Raw genomic sequence first — 14,450 nt, forward strand, 5'->3', positions numbered from 1 at the left:
CCTCACAGGTATCGCACAACCCTCGAATAGTGGGAGCGGGCTTGCCCGCGAAGAGGCCGACACATCCGCTAAAGAATTGACGTCAAAAATTCATTTGGCGCTTATCCGACCGCCACACTCAGGCTAAACTCGCCACAGCTTCCCCTGCCTGCCCTGAGTGTGCAATGAACCACGAAATCCGCCCGGACCTCGACGAAGGCATCGACCGCAAGGTGCTGGCGACATTGCGTGCGCGCTTCCTGCTGCTCAACAAAGGCCGGCTGCAGCGTGCCATGGACGGGCTTTCGACCCGTCAACAGCAGGTACTGACCCTGCTACCGCTGCTGTTTCACGTGAATCACCCGCTGCTGCCCGGCTATGTTTCCGGCAGCACTCCGGCAGGTATTTCCGGCTTCGAGCCTGATGCCGAGCTGGTCGCCGAGGGCCAACGGCTGGCCCGTTCGTTCACCTACAAAACGCGCCTGGGCAACCCCAATCGCCCCATTCATGGCCTGTTCCTGATGGGTAGCCTGGGCTCGCTGGCCCAGGCCGAACAGAGCGACATGGACCTATGGGTCTGCCATGCCCCTGGCCTGGACGAAAACCAGCTGGATGAACTACGGCGCAAGTGCCAGCTGCTGGAAGCCTGGGCCGCCAGCCTGGGCGCCGAAGCACACTGCTTCCTGATCGACCCGCAAAGCTTCGCCCAGGGCCTGCGCGAAAGCCAACTGAGCTCTGACGATTGCGGCACCACCCAGCATTATCTGCTGCTCGACGAGTTTTATCGCACCGCCATCTGGCTGGCCGGGCGTACGCCGCTGTGGTGGCTGGTGCCGGTGTATGAAGAGCGCAACTACCGCAGCTACACCGAAACCCTGCTCTCCAAGCGCTTCATCCGCAGCACTGACGCCCTGGACCTCGGCAACATGGCCCACATCCCCCCTTGTGAGTTCGTGGGTGCAGGCTTATGGCAGCTGTTCAAAGGCATCGATTCGCCGTACAAGTCGCTGCTCAAGCTGCTGCTGACCGAGGTCTATGCCAGCGAACATCCGGCCGTACGCTGCCTCAGCCTGGACTACAAGCAGGCGGTGTTCGCCAACCACCTGGACCTCGACGCGCTTGACCCTTATGTGATGGTCTACCGGCGTATCGAACGCTACCTGCAACAGCGCGGCGAAACCACGCGACTGGAGCTGGTCAGGCGCAGCCTGTACCTGAAGGTGAACAAGAAGCTCAGCGGCCTGGACCGCGCGCGCAACAACGGCTGGCAACGCCAGCTGCTTCAGCGCCTGGCCGATGAGTGGGGCTGGGACGAGCGCCAGCTGGCCTTGCTCGACAGCCGTAGCCAGTGGAAGGTACGCCAGGTGGCGGTCGAGCGCCGCGAGCTGGTCGCCGAGCTCAACCACAGCTACCGCTTTCTCAGCCAGTTCGCGCAAAACCAGAACGCCAACAGCCGCGCCGACCAACGCGACCTCAACGTACTGGGCCGGCGCCTGTACGCAGCCTTCGAGCGGCGCGCCGGCAAGATAGAGGTGATCAACCCAGGCATCGCACCGGACCTCGCCGAGGACACCCTGACACTGGTTCAGTCACCCAACCGCAAGGAACCCGGCAGCCACCACTGGGGCCTGTACAACGGCAACCTGGGCGTCCACGAGTGGGAGCATTTCAGCCCGATCAAGCGTTGCCGGGAGCTGCTCGAACTGCTGACCTGGGCCCACCGCAACGGCGTCATCGACAGCACTACGCGCTTTGCGCTGCACCCAGGCGTCAGCGACTTGAGCGAATTCGAGCTGTTCAACCTGCTTGGCAGCCTGCAGCAAAGTATTCCCTTGCCGCTTGAGGCCGTCAGCGAAGTGCGCCTGCTGCAGCCCAGCGTGGCCGAAGAGATCCTGCTGCTGGTCAACGTTGGCGTCGACCCGCTGCGCCACCACCGCGACCTGAACATCCTGATGACCACCGAACGCACCGACTCGCTGAGCTATGCAGGCGTGCGCGAAAACCTGGTGCTGACCCTCGATCAGGTCACCCTCAACAGTTGGAACGAGGTGCTGGTGCAGCGCTACGACGGTGAACACGCCCTGCTGCGCTGCCTGCGAGACTTCCTCAACAGCCTCGGCCAGCGCAGCCACCGGCCGCGCGTGCGGGTGCGTTGCTTCTGCCACAACCGCGCGCAAGCCATCAGCCAGCGGGTCGAGGAAATTTTCGACACGGTGCAATTACTGCTCGACCAGGGCCGCAACCACCGCTACCTGCTGCAGGTGGCGCAGTACACCCACGCACTGGAACTATTGCCCGGCCAGGTCAGCCTCGCCACCCTGACCGAGCATGATGCCGTGCTCGATTACCTGAGCGAGGAGCGCAGCGCCTACAGCCCACTTTATCTGGATGCCAACGCACTGCAGGACCACGACCTTCCGCTGCTGCTGGAACAAGGCCGCCCCGGCTGCATTCAGGTGTTCTACCGCCTGCTCGAGGGCTGGGCCGACCTGTATGTGCTGGATGAATACAATGCGTTATGGCAACAACGCCTGCCACTGCACGACGAGAATCACCTGCTGTTGCCCTTGCAGCGCTTCTTGCGCTCGGTGGTAATGCGCCACGACGCCCGGGTACCGCTGGACAACCTGCAGCAGGCTTCGTTGGAAATCAGCTACGCACAACTGCTGCCTTCGGGGCCGGGCAAGGCACGCAGCATCGAGCAACGGCCAACGCCAGACGAAGTCAACGACCAGTCCTACTACGAGGTGCAAGCTATTCTCCAGGCCGGCACAGGCGATGACGTGCACGTGACGCTGTATTGCGACCAGCAGGAGTTCTCGGAACTGGACCACGGCGACGAGCTGTACACCGTGGTTGCTCGGCAGATCCTCGGCCAGCGCCGCAATGCCGGGCACTATCGTTGCTACATCACCGACCTGGACCTGTCCGAGTTGCTGGATGACGAGCAAGGTTCGACCATCCTTTACCTGCGCTACAAGCGGGAGCTGGAGCAGGCGCTCAATGATGGCCTCGCGCAGTTGCAGGCCACCTTGGAGCCTTGAAACGGCGCCAATGGATCAGAGGTCGAAATCCCCTGCCGCTTCCGGCTGATATTCGACCACCAGCAGCTTCAGTTTCAGGGTTTTGCCGCCGGGCGCCGGCCAATCGATCTGTTCGCCTACCGACAAGCCAAGCAGCGCGCAACCGATCGGCGCCAGGACCGAGACCTTGCCTTCGCCGCCGGCATCCTTCGGGTACACCAGGGTCAGGTGGTAGTCCTTGCCACTGGCCTCTTCACGGCAGTGCACGCGCGAGTTCATGGTCACCACGCCGGCCGGCACGTCCTCGTGACCGACCACCTGTTCGGCGCGGTCCAGCTCGTCCTGCAGGGCGAGCACACCCGGGGTACTTTCGTCGAGGCTGTCGATCAGGCGCTCGAGACGCTGTACGTCCAATCGGGTGAGGATGAGGGAAGGTTTGGTGCTCATGATCCAGTCAGACTCCATTTGAACAGGCGCTTTGCTATGGGCAGATAAAGCAAAACCCCGCCCAAGGGCGGGGTTTGTGAATGCTTTGGCGTCACCGACGCACAACCCGACACTACCACAGCCGGGCAAATACTCAAGCCCGTGCGCGCAAGGCCTCGGCTTCGCGGCAGATCTGCCGGCGACGCTCATCGTCAGCCGAACGCCACTCGCGGATGTGCTCGACGTGGCGGTGGCAACCGGTGCATACCCGCTGCTCGTCGAGCCGGCAGACACTGATGCACGGCGATGCCACTGCCGGGCTGACGTTGCTGTAAAGCGGCTTGGGTGGCCGCGCCTGGGTGCTCATGTCAGATCTCGTCGAAGTCCAGCTTCTCGCCGGCCCGCTCCCAGACAATGCGCTCGAGCATCTCCCCCAGCAGCTCTTCGCTCTTCTCGCAGACCCACTTGCCGCTCTCGGGGTCGTAGTCGAAGTGGAAGCCCCCGGAACGGTCGGCCAGCCACAGCTGACGCAGCGGCTCCTGGCGGCTGAAGATCAATTGGCTGCCGTTGTCGAACTTGATGGTGAGGACCCCGGCGGAATTCTCCATGTCCAGGTCCAGGCCGCTCTCGTCGAACAGGTCTTCCAGGGCCTGTTGGGTCGCGTCGACCAGATCATGGAAACGCGCTTCGCTCAAACTCATTGCAGGAACCTCGAAATTGGCTGCGTGACAGGCAAGCCGGGCAAGATACGGGCGCTTGGCGCCGAATGCAAAGGTTAGCCGCCAGCACTCAATAATAGCCCGCCCGGCGGACCGGCTCTTGCATAGGCAATCCGCCGGTCGCTCGGTATACTCGGGCGCAATACTGCATATTTCAAAGGATTTCACCCATGAAGCGCCTGATTTCCTCGCTCGCGGCGCTGGTCGCGGTTGCCTGCCTCGTTTCGGCCTGCGGTCAGAAGGGCCCCCTGTACCTGCCGGAAGACGGCAAGGACGGCAAGAGCAGCCATAAGTCGCATCAGCACCAGCACGCTCAGCCTGTTCAACCGCAAGAAGAACAGCCCCTCGAGCCCGAGCAGTCGCCAGAGCAGTAAGGAAATCAGATGAACGCTTTCAATTACCGCGACGGTGAACTGTTCGCGGAAGGTGTGGCCCTGACGGCCATCGCCGAACGTTTCGGCACCCCGACCTACGTCTACTCACGTGCCCACATCGAAGCCCAGTACCGCAGCTATACCGATGCCCTGCAGGGCGTCGAACACCTGGTGTGCTTCGCGGTCAAGGCCAACTCCAACCTCGGCGTACTGAACGTGCTGGCGCGCATGGGTGCAGGCTTCGACATCGTTTCCGGCGGTGAGCTGGAGCGTGTACTGGCCGCAGGCGGCCGCGCTGATCGCGTGGTGTTCTCCGGCGTCGGCAAGACCCGCGAAGACATGCGCCGCGCCCTGGAAGTCGGCGTGCACTGCTTCAACGTCGAATCCACCGACGAGCTCGAACGCCTGCAAGTGGTGGCCGCCGAGATGGGCAAGGTTGCCCCGGTCTCGCTGCGGGTGAACCCAGACGTCGACGCCGGCACCCACCCGTACATCTCCACCGGCCTCAAGGAAAACAAGTTCGGCATCGCCATCGCCGACGCCGAAGCCATCTACGTGCGCGCCGCGCAGCTGCCGAACCTGGAAGTGGTCGGTGTCGACTGCCACATCGGCTCGCAGCTGACCACCGTCGAGCCGTTCCTCGATGCCCTCGACCGCCTGCTGGACCTGGTCGACCGCTTGGCCGACTGCGGCATCCACCTGCGCCACCTGGACCTGGGCGGCGGTGTTGGCGTGCGCTACCGCGACGAAGAGCCGCCACTGGTGGCCGATTACATCAAGGCCATCCGCGAGCGCGTCGGCGACCGCGACCTCGCCCTGGTATTCGAGCCGGGCCGCTACATCGTGGCCAACGCCGGTGCCCTGCTGACCCGCGTCGAGTACCTCAAGCACACCGAACACAAAGACTTCGCCATCATCGATGCGGCCATGAACGACCTGATCCGCCCAGCCCTGTACCAGGCCTGGATGGGTGTCAGCGCAGTCACCCCACGCGAAGGCGAAGGCCGAGCCTACGACCTGGTCGGACCAATCTGCGAGACCGGCGACTTCCTTGCCAAGGACCGCCAGCTGAACCTGGCCGAAGGTGACCTGCTGGCCGTGCAGTCGGCGGGCGCCTATGGTTTCGTCATGAGCTCGAACTACAACACCCGTGGCCGTTGCGCGGAAATCCTGGTTGATGGCGACCAGGCTTTCGAAGTTCGCCGTCGCGAGACCATCGCCGAACTGTATGCTGGCGAAAGCCTGCTGCCGGAGTGACCCCATGCTTCTGCGCTTTACCAAGATGCATGGGTTGGGCAACGACTTCATGGTCCTCGACCTGGTCAGCCAGCACGCACACATCCAGCCCAAGCACGCCAAGCAATGGGGTGACCGCCACACCGGCATCGGCTTCGACCAGCTGCTGATCGTCGAGGCGCCGAACAACCCGGAAGTGGACTTCCGCTACCGGATCTTCAATGCCGACGGCTCCGAAGTCGAACAGTGCGGCAACGGTGCGCGCTGTTTCGCCCGTTTCGTGCTGGACAAACGCCTGACCGCGAAGAAGCGCATCCGCGTGGAAACCAAAAGCGGCATCATCGAGCTGGACGTACAGAACGACGGCCAGGTGTGTGTCGACATGGGGCCGCCGCGCTTCACTCCGGCCGAAATTCCCTTTATCGCCGACGAGCAGGCGCGCAACTACCCCCTGGACGTCGACGGCGAGCTACATTCGATTGCCGCCGTGTCCATGGGTAACCCGCACGCGGTGCTGCGCGTCGATGACGTGCGTACTGCGCCCGTTCATGAACTGGGGCCGAAGATCGAAAACCACCCACGCTTCCCGCAGCGGGTGAATGCCGGCTTCCTTCAGGTCATCGACCGCCATCGTGCCAACCTGCGGGTATGGGAACGTGGCGCCGGCGAGACCCAGGCGTGCGGCACCGGCGCTTGCGCTGCTGCCGTGGCAGCCATCAGCCAAGGCTGGATGGACTCTCCGGTGTCCCTCGACCTGCCCGGTGGCCGCCTGCACATCGAATGGGCGGGCCCCGGCCAGTCCGTATTGATGACCGGCCCGGCCGTACGCGTCTACGAAGGCCAGGTTCGCCTCTAACCGAGTAACCGCCATGACCGATCAGCCCAAGGTTGTACCGCAGCAGACCCCTGAGCTCGATGACCAAGCGGTGGTCGCCTACCTGCGCGCCCACCCGGCCTTCTTCGCCGAGCACGACGAGCTGCTGCTCGAGCAACACATCCCCCACCAGCGTGGTGACAGCGTGTCGCTGGTGGAGCGCCAGCTCAAGCTGCTGCGCGACCGCAACATCGAGATGCGCCATCGCCTGTCGCAACTGATGGACGTGGCCCGGGACAACGACCGCCTGTTCGACAAGACCCGCCGGTTGATCCTCGACCTGCTCGATGCCGGCAGCCTGGAAGAAGTGGTAATGGCGGTCGAAGACAGCCTGCGCCAGGAGTTCCAGGTACCGTTCGTCAGCCTGATCCTGTTCGGCGACAACGCCGCGCCGGTCGGCCGTTGGGTAAGCAACACCGAGGCCCAGCAAGCCATCGGCGGGCTGCTTGGCGGCGGCAAGACGGTCAGTGGCAACCTGCGCGAGAAAGAACTGGCCTTCCTGTTCGGTGAAGAGCAGCGCCTCGAGGTGGGCTCCAGCGCCGTCGCGGCACTCGAATACCAAGGGCTGCACGGCGTGCTGGCGATCGGCAGCCGCGACCCGCAGCACTACAAGAGCAGCGTCGGCACCCTGTTCCTCGGCTACATCGCCGAAGTGCTTGGCCGCGTGGTGCCGCGCGTTACCCAGACCTTGCGTCCGGTGCGCTGATGGAACGCCAGCTGGAGGCTTATTGCGCACACCTGCGCAACGAGCGCCAGGTGTCCGAACATACCCTGCTGGCCTACCGCCGCGACCTCGACAAAGTCATCGAATACTGCAATACCCAGGGGATCTCAGGCTGGGGTGCGCTGCAGATCCAGCAGCTGCGCCAGCTGATCGCCCGCCAGCATCATCAAGGCCAGTCGTCACGCAGCCTGGCACGGCTGTTGTCGGCAGTTCGCGGCCTTTATCGCTACCTCAACCGCGAAGGCCTGTGCCAGCACGACCCGGCCAGCGGGCTGAGCGCGCCCAAGGGCGAGCGCCGGCTGCCCAAAGTGCTGGATACCGACCGCGCTCTGCAGTTACTGGATGGCGGCGTGGACGACGATTTCATCGCCCGTCGCGACCAGGCCATTCTCGAACTGTTCTATTCCTCGGGCCTGCGCCTGTCCGAACTGACCAACCTTGACCTGGAACACCTCGACCTGGCCGCCGGGCTGGTTCAGGTGCTCGGCAAAGGTGGCAAGGCCCGCGTGCTGCCCGTTGGCCGCAAAGCCCGCGAGGCCCTGCAGCAATGGTTGCGGCTGCGCGGTATCGGCAGCCCGCCCGACGGCGCCGTGTTCATCAGCCGGCAAGGCAATCGCCTGGGGCCGCGGGCCATCCAGCTGCGGGTCAAGGCGGCCGGCGAGCGTGAGCTTGGCCAGCACCTGCACCCTCACATGCTCCGCCACTCATTCGCCAGCCATGTGCTGGAATCGTCCCAGGACCTGCGTGCAGTGCAGGAAATGCTCGGCCACGCCGACATCAGCACCACGCAGATCTACACCCACCTGGACTTCCAGCACCTGGCCACGGTGTACGACAGCGCCCACCCTCGGGCCAAACGCAGCAAAGGCACAGACTCATGAGCATCAAGCTGATCACCTTCGACCTTGACGACACCCTGTGGGATACCGCGCCAGTGATTGCCAGTGCGGAGGTCGTGCTGCGCGACTGGCTGCAGGCCAACGCACCGATTCTCGGCGGCGTGCCGGTGGACCACCTGTTCGCCATTCGTGAACGCCTGGTGCAGGCCGAGCCGGGCCTCAAGCACCGCATCAGCGCCTTGCGCCGCCGCGTGCTGTTCCACGCGCTGGAAGAGGTTGGCTACAGCGAGAAACACGCTCAGGAGCTGGCCAACGAAGGTTTTGAAGTGTTCCTGCATGCCCGCCACCAGGTAGATGTGTTTCCCGAAGTGCAGCCGGTGCTGGAAATTCTGCGCCACCAGTACACCTTGGGCGTTGTAACCAATGGCAATGCCGACGTGCGCCGCCTGGGCTTGGCGGACTACTTCAAATTTGCCCTGTGTGCGGAGGATTTGGGGATCGGCAAGCCGGACCCCGCGCCGTTCGTGGAGGCGTTGAAACGTGGCGAGGTAGAAGCTAGCGCCGCGGTGCATGTCGGCGACCATCCCGGCGATGACATTGGTGGGGCCCAGCGTGCGGGGCTGCGCGCCGTGTGGTTCAACCCCCAGGGCAAGGCCTGGGCCGGTGAACAGGCGCCGGATGCAGAGATTCAGCGGCTGTCACAGCTGCCCGAAGTGATTGCGCGCTGGCGCTGACAGGGGCCGCTTTGCGGCCCATTCGCCGGCAAGCCGGCTCCCACAGAACAAACGCTGACTCACTGATTTGGCGGGGATCCTGTAGGAGCGGCTTCAGCCGCGAACACCGGCGAAGCCGGTGCCATCCACCGCGGCGCACGGGCTTTGTTCTCTGCGCGACAGCGCAGCCCGAAGGGCTGGGTAATCTCCCACAGAATTATCACTGCCCTCAGGCTCGGCGCTCTAGCTGTGGAGTCGGCCTGCCGGCGATGCGGCCAGCACCGGCAGCACAAAACCTATAGCCACAAAAAAGCCCGCAGCGACGGCGGGCCTTTTTGGGTTCAGCCACTCAGATAGGGCGGCTGCCGTATTTGTTGTCCGGCTTCTTGGGCGGGTCGGCGACCACGTTGGCCTCGACTTCCTGCACCTTGCCACCGCGAGAAAGGAATTCTTCCATCGCCTTGGCCAGGGCATCACGCTCCTTCTGCTTGGCTTCCATGCTCGGCATCTCGTCTACCGAGACAGCCGCCTTGGATTTGCCCTTTGCAGCGGGTGCCGGGCTGTCGTCGCCAGCATCTTCGGCGACATCGTCAGCCGCAGCTTCGAGGCCATCATCAGCCTCGTCTTCGTCGCCTACTTCGAGGTCATCATTTTCCAGATCGTCGTCGCTCATGTTCTACCTCATGACTTGCGAAAAGCAGGTTAGTTATAGACCAGTGCAGCCGTAGACCGGCAGTCACCAGTGAAAATTCAACTGGCCGTGGGTTAGGCCACTGCCCTTGGGTCGGCGCTCCTGATGGGAGGCGGCACCCAGCAGGCCCTGCTCCTGGCAGGACCTTACAAATCCTTGAGCCCCTGCTGGCCACACGCTATTGGCAAGCCTAGCAAAGGCTGACGAAGCATGCGGACAACTCGTCCAACACCCCTCGGCGCGCATTCTAGCGCGCCCGTAGAAAAAGCAAAGCTCCATAAACGCCCTGCGACTTGTAAGTTTTTGGCCTACGTCGCGAACGTGAGTGATAAACCGTTTGCTCTGCAGGAAATCGCAAAAAACAGACAAAAAAATGCCCGGCAAGCCGGGCAAATTTTTCCAGCGTCGCAGTTACAGGTTGTAGCCGCGTTCGTTGTGTTGAGCCAGGTCGAGGCCGACCGACTCTTCTTCTTCGTTGACCCGCAGGCCCATCACCACATCCAGCACCTTGAGAATCACGTAGGTGACGATGGCGGTGTAGACCACGGTGAAGATCACGCCCTTGGCCTGGATCCAGACCTGTGCACCGATATCGGTGACCGCGCCGAAGCCGCCCAGGGCCGGTGCGGCGAACACGCCGGTGAGGATGGCGCCGATGATGCCGCCGATGCCGTGTACGCCGAAGGCATCCAGGGAGTCGTCATAACCCAGCTTGCGCTTGAGGGTGGTGGCGCAGAAGTAGCAGATCACGCCAGACGCCAGGCCGATCACCAGGGCGCCCATCGGGCCTACGGTGCCGGCAGCCGGGGTAATCGCAACCAGGCCGGCGACCACACCCGAAGCGATGCCCAGGGCGCTGGGTTTACCGTGGCCGATCCATTCGGCGAACATCCAGCCCAGTGCGGCAGCGGCGGTGGCGATCTGGGTGACCAGCATGGCCATGCCGGCAGTGCCGTTGGCGGCTGCTGCAGAACCTGCGTTGAAACCGAACCAGCCGATCCACAGCATGGCCGCGCCCATCAGGGTGTAGCCCAGGTTGTGCGGGGCCATCGGCGTGGTCGGGTAGCCTTTGCGCTTGCCCAGCACCAGGCAGCAGACCAGGCCAGCGATACCCGCGTTGATGTGCACCACGGTGCCGCCGGCGAAGTCGAGCACGCCCCAGTCCCACATCAGCGCGCCGTCACCGCTCCAGACCATGTGCGCGATTGGTGCGTAGACCAGGGTGAACCAGATGCCCATGAACACCAGCATCGCAGAGAACTTCATGCGCTCGGCGAAGGCACCCACGATCAGCGCCGGGGTGATGATGGCGAAGGTCATCTGGAAGGTGATGAAGACCGCTTCAGGGAACAGCGCGGTGGCCGAGGTCAGCCCCTCAGGCGTGACACCGCTGAGGAAAGCCTTGGAGAAGCCGCCGACGAAGGAATTGAAATTGAGCACGCCCTTTTCCATACCGGTGGTATCGAAGGCCATGCTGTAGCCGTAAACGACCCAGAGAATACTCATCAGGCCGGTGATGGCGAAACACTGCATCATCACCGAAAGCACGTTCTTGGAACGCACCATGCCGCCATAGAACAGGGCCAGGCCCGGGATGGTCATGAACAGCACCAGCGCCGTTGCGGTCAGCATCCAGGCGGTGTCGCCGGAGTTCAGCACTGGGGCAGCCTCCTCTGCCAGGGCGAGGCCGGGCATTACGAGGGACAATAGGGCTCCTAGCCCTGCGATCTTACGCAGAGTCATGTTGTTTTCTCCTGGGGCGTTGGGTTTGGTGAGGCTTTTTTTGGCGCTTAGATCGCGTCGGTATCGGTTTCGCCGGTACGGATGCGGATTGCCTGCTCCAGATTCACCACGAAGATCTTGCCGTCACCGATCTTGCCGGTGTTGGCAGCCTTGGTGATGGCTTCGATCACTCGATCGAGGTCCTTGTCGTCGATGGCGACGTCGATCTTCACCTTGGGCAGGAAGTCGACCACGTATTCCGCACCGCGATACAGCTCGGTGTGACCCTTCTGCCGACCGAAGCCTTTGACTTCGGTGACGGTGATGCCCTGCACGCCGATTTCCGACAGTGACTCGCGCACGTCGTCCAGCTTGAACGGCTTGATGATGGCTGTGACTAGCTTCATGAAACTCTCTCCCGATTTGGTGGACTTGCCCCAGGAAAACAAACCCGTCTCAAGTCTAAGCGCAGCGGTTGGCTTTGTAACGCGTCGTCGGCATCCGGCTCCGCGTGCGCACTGCCTGGTCACAAGGAACTGCATCAGTGCATGGCTCATATGGGTCTTTGCAGAAACCTTGCCAGTTTCGTTAAAGCCGTGAAAAACAGCGGGTTGAGTCAAACAACCGGCATTGGCCAGTCGCCAGCATCGTAAAGATGCACAGCTTTGGTGCGCGCAAATGCACGCGGCTGCTCGAAAAATGTGCAGTCAGGCGCCAAAGTGCGCCGTGCTACACTGCGGGCCATTTCCCAGTACCCGTGGACAGCCGAACATGCTCGCGCCCAAAGCCTTTCTCGACGCCCTGAGCGACCAAGCCTCGCGCCTCTTCAACAGCGACACCGCCCAGCCCCGCGCCGAACTGGAAAGCCAGTTCAAGGTGTTGATGCAGGGTGCCTTCAGCAAACTGGACCTGGTCAGCCGCGAAGAATTCGACAGCCAGATGGTCGTCCTGGCCCGCACCCGCGCGCGCCTGGAGGCCCTTGAAAAACAAGTGGCCGAGCTGGAAGCCCGGATGGCGCCAGCGGCCAAGGAATAAAGATCCGGCTGCGGCTCTGCGCTCAGGCAGAGGCCCGCAGCCGGTCAGGCGCCGGGTTGCTTACCTTCGGTGGCAGTTCACTGGCTTGCAGGTCGCCTCGGAACAGCGCCGCACCGCACACCGTGAACAGTGTCTTGAACAGGTTGTGCGAATTACGGATCTCGGCCTGGATGCCTTCGATCGCTGAATCCCCAGGTTGCAATGCGACGCCACGGTTAACCCATTCGATGGCCGCAAAGCGGCTCTGCTTGCGTGTGCCCTGCCCATGCATCCAGGCCAGGCCCAGCTCCGCACAGGCGCGCCCGGCTATTCCACAGTCGGGGAACTCGACCAGATCCAGCAGGTAAGCCACAGCTTCTGCCCGCTCCCGTGGGTCACCGAACTTGCGCTGCAGGATGGCCACTTGCAGGCGGGCGTGAGCATCAAGCTCTTCGTTACCCAGGCAATCGAGCAACAGGCGCCGAACGGTCATCATTGCACTGCGCTCGCTGAGGTCTTCGCGCCCCCGCATGCGTTGGCAGGCCAAGTCATATTTGGCTATCTGGCTGCCCGACTGTGCGGCACACAGCAGCCAATGCTTTGCAGCTGCGGCGTCCACGAATTGCTCAGGGGTTTCACCCAGCCGACCGCAGTGCAACGCGTAAAGCGAAGCGGCGGCATCCGGCAGCTTCCCGTCGGCACAGGCCTTGTATAGGTAATAGGCAGCATCGTACTGCTTGGCAGCCCAAAGCAGGCGCGGCACCTCAAGCACGTCAAAGCCCAGCCCCTCGCGCCCGCATTGGCGTTTAACCGCGGCGTGCAACCAGCTGGCCGCGAGCTTCGCCGATTGGCTGAACCCCCACAGCCCAAACTGATGCCCTGCGGCACGCAATGCGCAGGCCGCCGCTTGCCTGCGGTCCTCGCACAACCGTTCGATGGCTATACGGAACGCCTGCTTGTCGTCCTGCACGCCATGGAACAGCACCAGGCAAACAAAGCTTCGGAACGGCTCACCGATGGTCGGTACGAAACCTTGATCAGGGTAGAGTTCTACGCAGGCGTCGAAATCACGCATCGCGCCCGGGAAATCCTGCAGCGAAATGCAGCGAAAAGCCGCTCGCCTGGCCAGCAACGTGGCGCGCTCTTTGGGCCTCAGCCCGCGGTGCTGCCATTGCTCGAACGTTCGCTGCCACACCGCAACCTGCCGCGGCTGATTGGGCTGTGGCAACCAGAACTGGTCTTCGAGCGCCAACCAGCGGATCGCATTGCGCTGCATTTCATTCCAACGCAAACACAACGGGCCATTGGCCAGGGCATCTATTGCTTCATAGCTGCCGCCCCAGCGTGGCGTGAGGTAGGAGGCATACGCCTCGATCGCCTCGAAGCAATCGGGAAACCAGGCAAGCGCATGACGCAGCCAGTAACGCTCGGCACACCCTTGCTCAGCGGCCAGGCGTGCGCTCAAGCAGTGTGGCAGCACCTGCGGCAGGTCTACCAGTGGCGCCAGGCCCTGTTTGACCAGCAGGGGGGCCGCAGCCTCCTGCACTTCGACATCGGCATGCGCACTTGGCCGAAACCGCGCCGCCTGGCCATCAAACAACTCGACCAGCCACCCCGGCTCCCGGAAATGCGCGCTGATCTGCAGCATGCCGATTGCCGCCGCTACGGGTTGCGCACAGCGCTCCATGGCCCGCAAGAAGTGGGCTACAGCCATTTCACAGGCCAGCTCCGCAGCCAGCCAGCGTTCGTCAGCAACCTCGTTGGCGGCGTGCGTACCGCGGATATGGCAGGCGCGGTTGAAGCAGTGAAACCCCATGGCCACTTGCGGGTGATAGGCTTTCGGGCAGGCATCGACCCAGGCTTTGAGCCGCTGTGTCAGGGCCTTGCTGCCGTCGACATCCCAATCGACCAGCATGTGCCCCTGAACGGCTTCAAGATAAGCCGGGCATTCCCCCGGCAGTGCTTGCTGCCAATGTGCCTGGAGGGCGTCGAAGAAACGGTTGAGCTCAGCGAACTCATTTGCCTGCACCCTTTTACGGATCTGCTGGCGGGTGCGAGTGAGCGTTTGCACGGGCAGTACCTTAAGTCCATTTTTTGGGAGCCGCGTTGCCATCCA

15 protein-coding genes are annotated in these 14,450 nt (G+C 63.0%); 8 read left to right on the top strand and 7 right to left on the bottom strand.

The genetic code is table 11. The features are described 5' to 3' along the window. Positions 1-164: 164 nt before the first annotated feature. On the top strand, positions 165-3,023 hold the full coding sequence (locus ABEH27_RS05495; RefSeq protein WP_346612592.1) for a class I adenylate cyclase: 2,859 nt from the start codon (positions 165-167) through the stop codon (positions 3,021-3,023). Positions 3,024-3,038: 15 nt separating this feature from the next. Here the strand turns inward: ABEH27_RS05495 and rnk are convergent, their stop codons facing one another. The 3 genes from rnk to cyaY all read right to left on the bottom strand — a co-directional run bounded on the left by rnk (position 3,039) and on the right by cyaY (position 4,129). Continuing rightward, entirely contained in the window at positions 3,039-3,449 is a 411-nt protein-coding gene (gene rnk / locus ABEH27_RS05500; protein ID WP_346612593.1) for a nucleoside diphosphate kinase regulator, read from the bottom strand. Positions 3,450-3,582: 133 nt separating this feature from the next. Then, positions 3,583-3,795: a DUF1289 domain-containing protein gene (locus ABEH27_RS05505; RefSeq protein ID WP_346612594.1), complete on the bottom strand. Its 213-nt coding sequence runs from the start codon at positions 3,793-3,795 to the stop codon at positions 3,583-3,585. A gap of 1 nt (position 3,796) precedes the next feature. Beyond that, the gene (gene cyaY, locus ABEH27_RS05510; protein ID WP_346612595.1) at positions 3,797-4,129 is read right to left on the bottom strand and encodes an iron donor protein CyaY; all 333 of its coding nucleotides are present in this window, start codon (positions 4,127-4,129) and stop codon (positions 3,797-3,799) included. Between the two features lie 188 nt (positions 4,130-4,317). Between cyaY and ABEH27_RS05515 the strand changes: the two genes are divergently transcribed. The 6 genes from ABEH27_RS05515 to ABEH27_RS05540 are packed head-to-tail and all read left to right on the top strand — an operon-like array spanning position 4,318 to position 8,928. Then, positions 4,318-4,521 carry a lipoprotein gene (locus ABEH27_RS05515; protein ID WP_346612596.1) on the top strand — a complete coding sequence of 68 codons (204 nt, stop codon included), beginning with the start codon at positions 4,318-4,320 and terminating at the stop codon, positions 4,519-4,521. A gap of 9 nt (positions 4,522-4,530) precedes the next feature. After that, on the top strand, positions 4,531-5,778 hold the full coding sequence (lysA, locus tag ABEH27_RS05520) for a diaminopimelate decarboxylase (protein WP_346612597.1): 1,248 nt from the start codon (positions 4,531-4,533) through the stop codon (positions 5,776-5,778). Positions 5,779-5,782: 4 nt separating this feature from the next. Beyond that, positions 5,783-6,613: a diaminopimelate epimerase gene (gene dapF / locus ABEH27_RS05525; protein ID WP_346612598.1), complete on the top strand. Its 831-nt coding sequence runs from the start codon at positions 5,783-5,785 to the stop codon at positions 6,611-6,613. Between the two features lie 13 nt (positions 6,614-6,626). Next, positions 6,627-7,337: a DUF484 family protein gene (locus tag ABEH27_RS05530; RefSeq protein WP_346612599.1), complete on the top strand. Its 711-nt coding sequence runs from the start codon at positions 6,627-6,629 to the stop codon at positions 7,335-7,337. Beyond that, positions 7,337-8,236 carry a tyrosine recombinase XerC gene (gene xerC / locus ABEH27_RS05535; RefSeq protein WP_346612600.1) on the top strand — a complete coding sequence of 300 codons (900 nt, stop codon included), beginning with the start codon at positions 7,337-7,339 and terminating at the stop codon, positions 8,234-8,236. Before ABEH27_RS05530 ends, xerC begins: the two co-directional genes overlap by 1 nt. Further along, complete coding sequence (locus ABEH27_RS05540; RefSeq protein WP_346612601.1) at positions 8,233-8,928, top strand: HAD family hydrolase; 696 nt, start codon at positions 8,233-8,235, stop codon at positions 8,926-8,928. The genes xerC and ABEH27_RS05540 overlap by 4 nt, the downstream gene beginning before the upstream one ends. A 328-nt stretch (positions 8,929-9,256) precedes the next feature. Here the strand turns inward: ABEH27_RS05540 and sutA are convergent, their stop codons facing one another. The 3 genes from sutA to glnK form a co-directional block, all read right to left on the bottom strand. After that, positions 9,257-9,580 (bottom strand): transcriptional regulator SutA, encoded by a 324-nt coding sequence (gene sutA / locus ABEH27_RS05545; protein WP_346612602.1) that lies wholly within the window; start codon positions 9,578-9,580, stop codon positions 9,257-9,259. Between the two features lie 429 nt (positions 9,581-10,009). Further along, positions 10,010-11,341 (bottom strand): ammonium transporter, encoded by a 1,332-nt coding sequence (locus ABEH27_RS05550; RefSeq protein ID WP_346612603.1) that lies wholly within the window; start codon positions 11,339-11,341, stop codon positions 10,010-10,012. Between the two features lie 47 nt (positions 11,342-11,388). Further along, the gene (glnK, locus tag ABEH27_RS05555) at positions 11,389-11,727 is read right to left on the bottom strand and encodes a P-II family nitrogen regulator (RefSeq protein ID WP_002555808.1); all 339 of its coding nucleotides are present in this window, start codon (positions 11,725-11,727) and stop codon (positions 11,389-11,391) included. Between the two features lie 364 nt (positions 11,728-12,091). Here glnK and ABEH27_RS05560 point away from each other — a divergent pair, with 364 nt between their 5' ends. Further along, positions 12,092-12,355 carry an accessory factor UbiK family protein gene (locus tag ABEH27_RS05560; protein ID WP_346612604.1) on the top strand — a complete coding sequence of 88 codons (264 nt, stop codon included), beginning with the start codon at positions 12,092-12,094 and terminating at the stop codon, positions 12,353-12,355. Positions 12,356-12,377: 22 nt separating this feature from the next. Here the strand turns inward: ABEH27_RS05560 and ABEH27_RS05565 are convergent, their stop codons facing one another. Beyond that, positions 12,378-14,405: a DUF4034 domain-containing protein gene (locus ABEH27_RS05565; RefSeq protein WP_346612605.1), complete on the bottom strand. Its 2,028-nt coding sequence runs from the start codon at positions 14,403-14,405 to the stop codon at positions 12,378-12,380. Positions 14,406-14,450 lie beyond the last annotated feature (45 nt).

Source organism: Pseudomonas sp. P39-UII1 (assembly GCF_039672635.1).
Taxonomy (GTDB): domain Bacteria; phylum Pseudomonadota; class Gammaproteobacteria; order Pseudomonadales; family Pseudomonadaceae; genus Aquipseudomonas.

Excerpts from the sequence above, each read along its gene's own strand:
- ABEH27_RS05495 (WP_346612592.1), top strand. The coding sequence starts at position 165 with ATGAACCACGAAATCCGCCCGGACCTCGACGAAGGCATCGACCGCAAG.
- rnk (WP_346612593.1), bottom strand. The coding sequence starts at position 3,449 with ATGAGCACCAAACCTTCCCTCATCCTCACCCGATTGGACGTACAGCGT.
- ABEH27_RS05505 (WP_346612594.1), bottom strand. The coding sequence starts at position 3,795 with ATGAGCACCCAGGCGCGGCCACCCAAGCCGCTTTACAGCAACGTCAGC.
- cyaY (WP_346612595.1), bottom strand. The coding sequence starts at position 4,129 with ATGAGTTTGAGCGAAGCGCGTTTCCATGATCTGGTCGACGCGACCCAA.
- ABEH27_RS05515 (WP_346612596.1), top strand. The coding sequence starts at position 4,318 with ATGAAGCGCCTGATTTCCTCGCTCGCGGCGCTGGTCGCGGTTGCCTGC.
- lysA (WP_346612597.1), top strand. The coding sequence starts at position 4,531 with ATGAACGCTTTCAATTACCGCGACGGTGAACTGTTCGCGGAAGGTGTG.
- dapF (WP_346612598.1), top strand. The coding sequence starts at position 5,783 with ATGCTTCTGCGCTTTACCAAGATGCATGGGTTGGGCAACGACTTCATG.
- ABEH27_RS05530 (WP_346612599.1), top strand. The coding sequence starts at position 6,627 with ATGACCGATCAGCCCAAGGTTGTACCGCAGCAGACCCCTGAGCTCGAT.
- xerC (WP_346612600.1), top strand. The coding sequence starts at position 7,337 with ATGGAACGCCAGCTGGAGGCTTATTGCGCACACCTGCGCAACGAGCGC.
- ABEH27_RS05540 (WP_346612601.1), top strand. The coding sequence starts at position 8,233 with ATGAGCATCAAGCTGATCACCTTCGACCTTGACGACACCCTGTGGGAT.
- sutA (WP_346612602.1), bottom strand. The coding sequence starts at position 9,580 with ATGAGCGACGACGATCTGGAAAATGATGACCTCGAAGTAGGCGACGAA.
- ABEH27_RS05550 (WP_346612603.1), bottom strand. The coding sequence starts at position 11,341 with ATGACTCTGCGTAAGATCGCAGGGCTAGGAGCCCTATTGTCCCTCGTA.
- glnK (WP_002555808.1), bottom strand. The coding sequence starts at position 11,727 with ATGAAGCTAGTCACAGCCATCATCAAGCCGTTCAAGCTGGACGACGTG.
- ABEH27_RS05560 (WP_346612604.1), top strand. The coding sequence starts at position 12,092 with ATGCTCGCGCCCAAAGCCTTTCTCGACGCCCTGAGCGACCAAGCCTCG.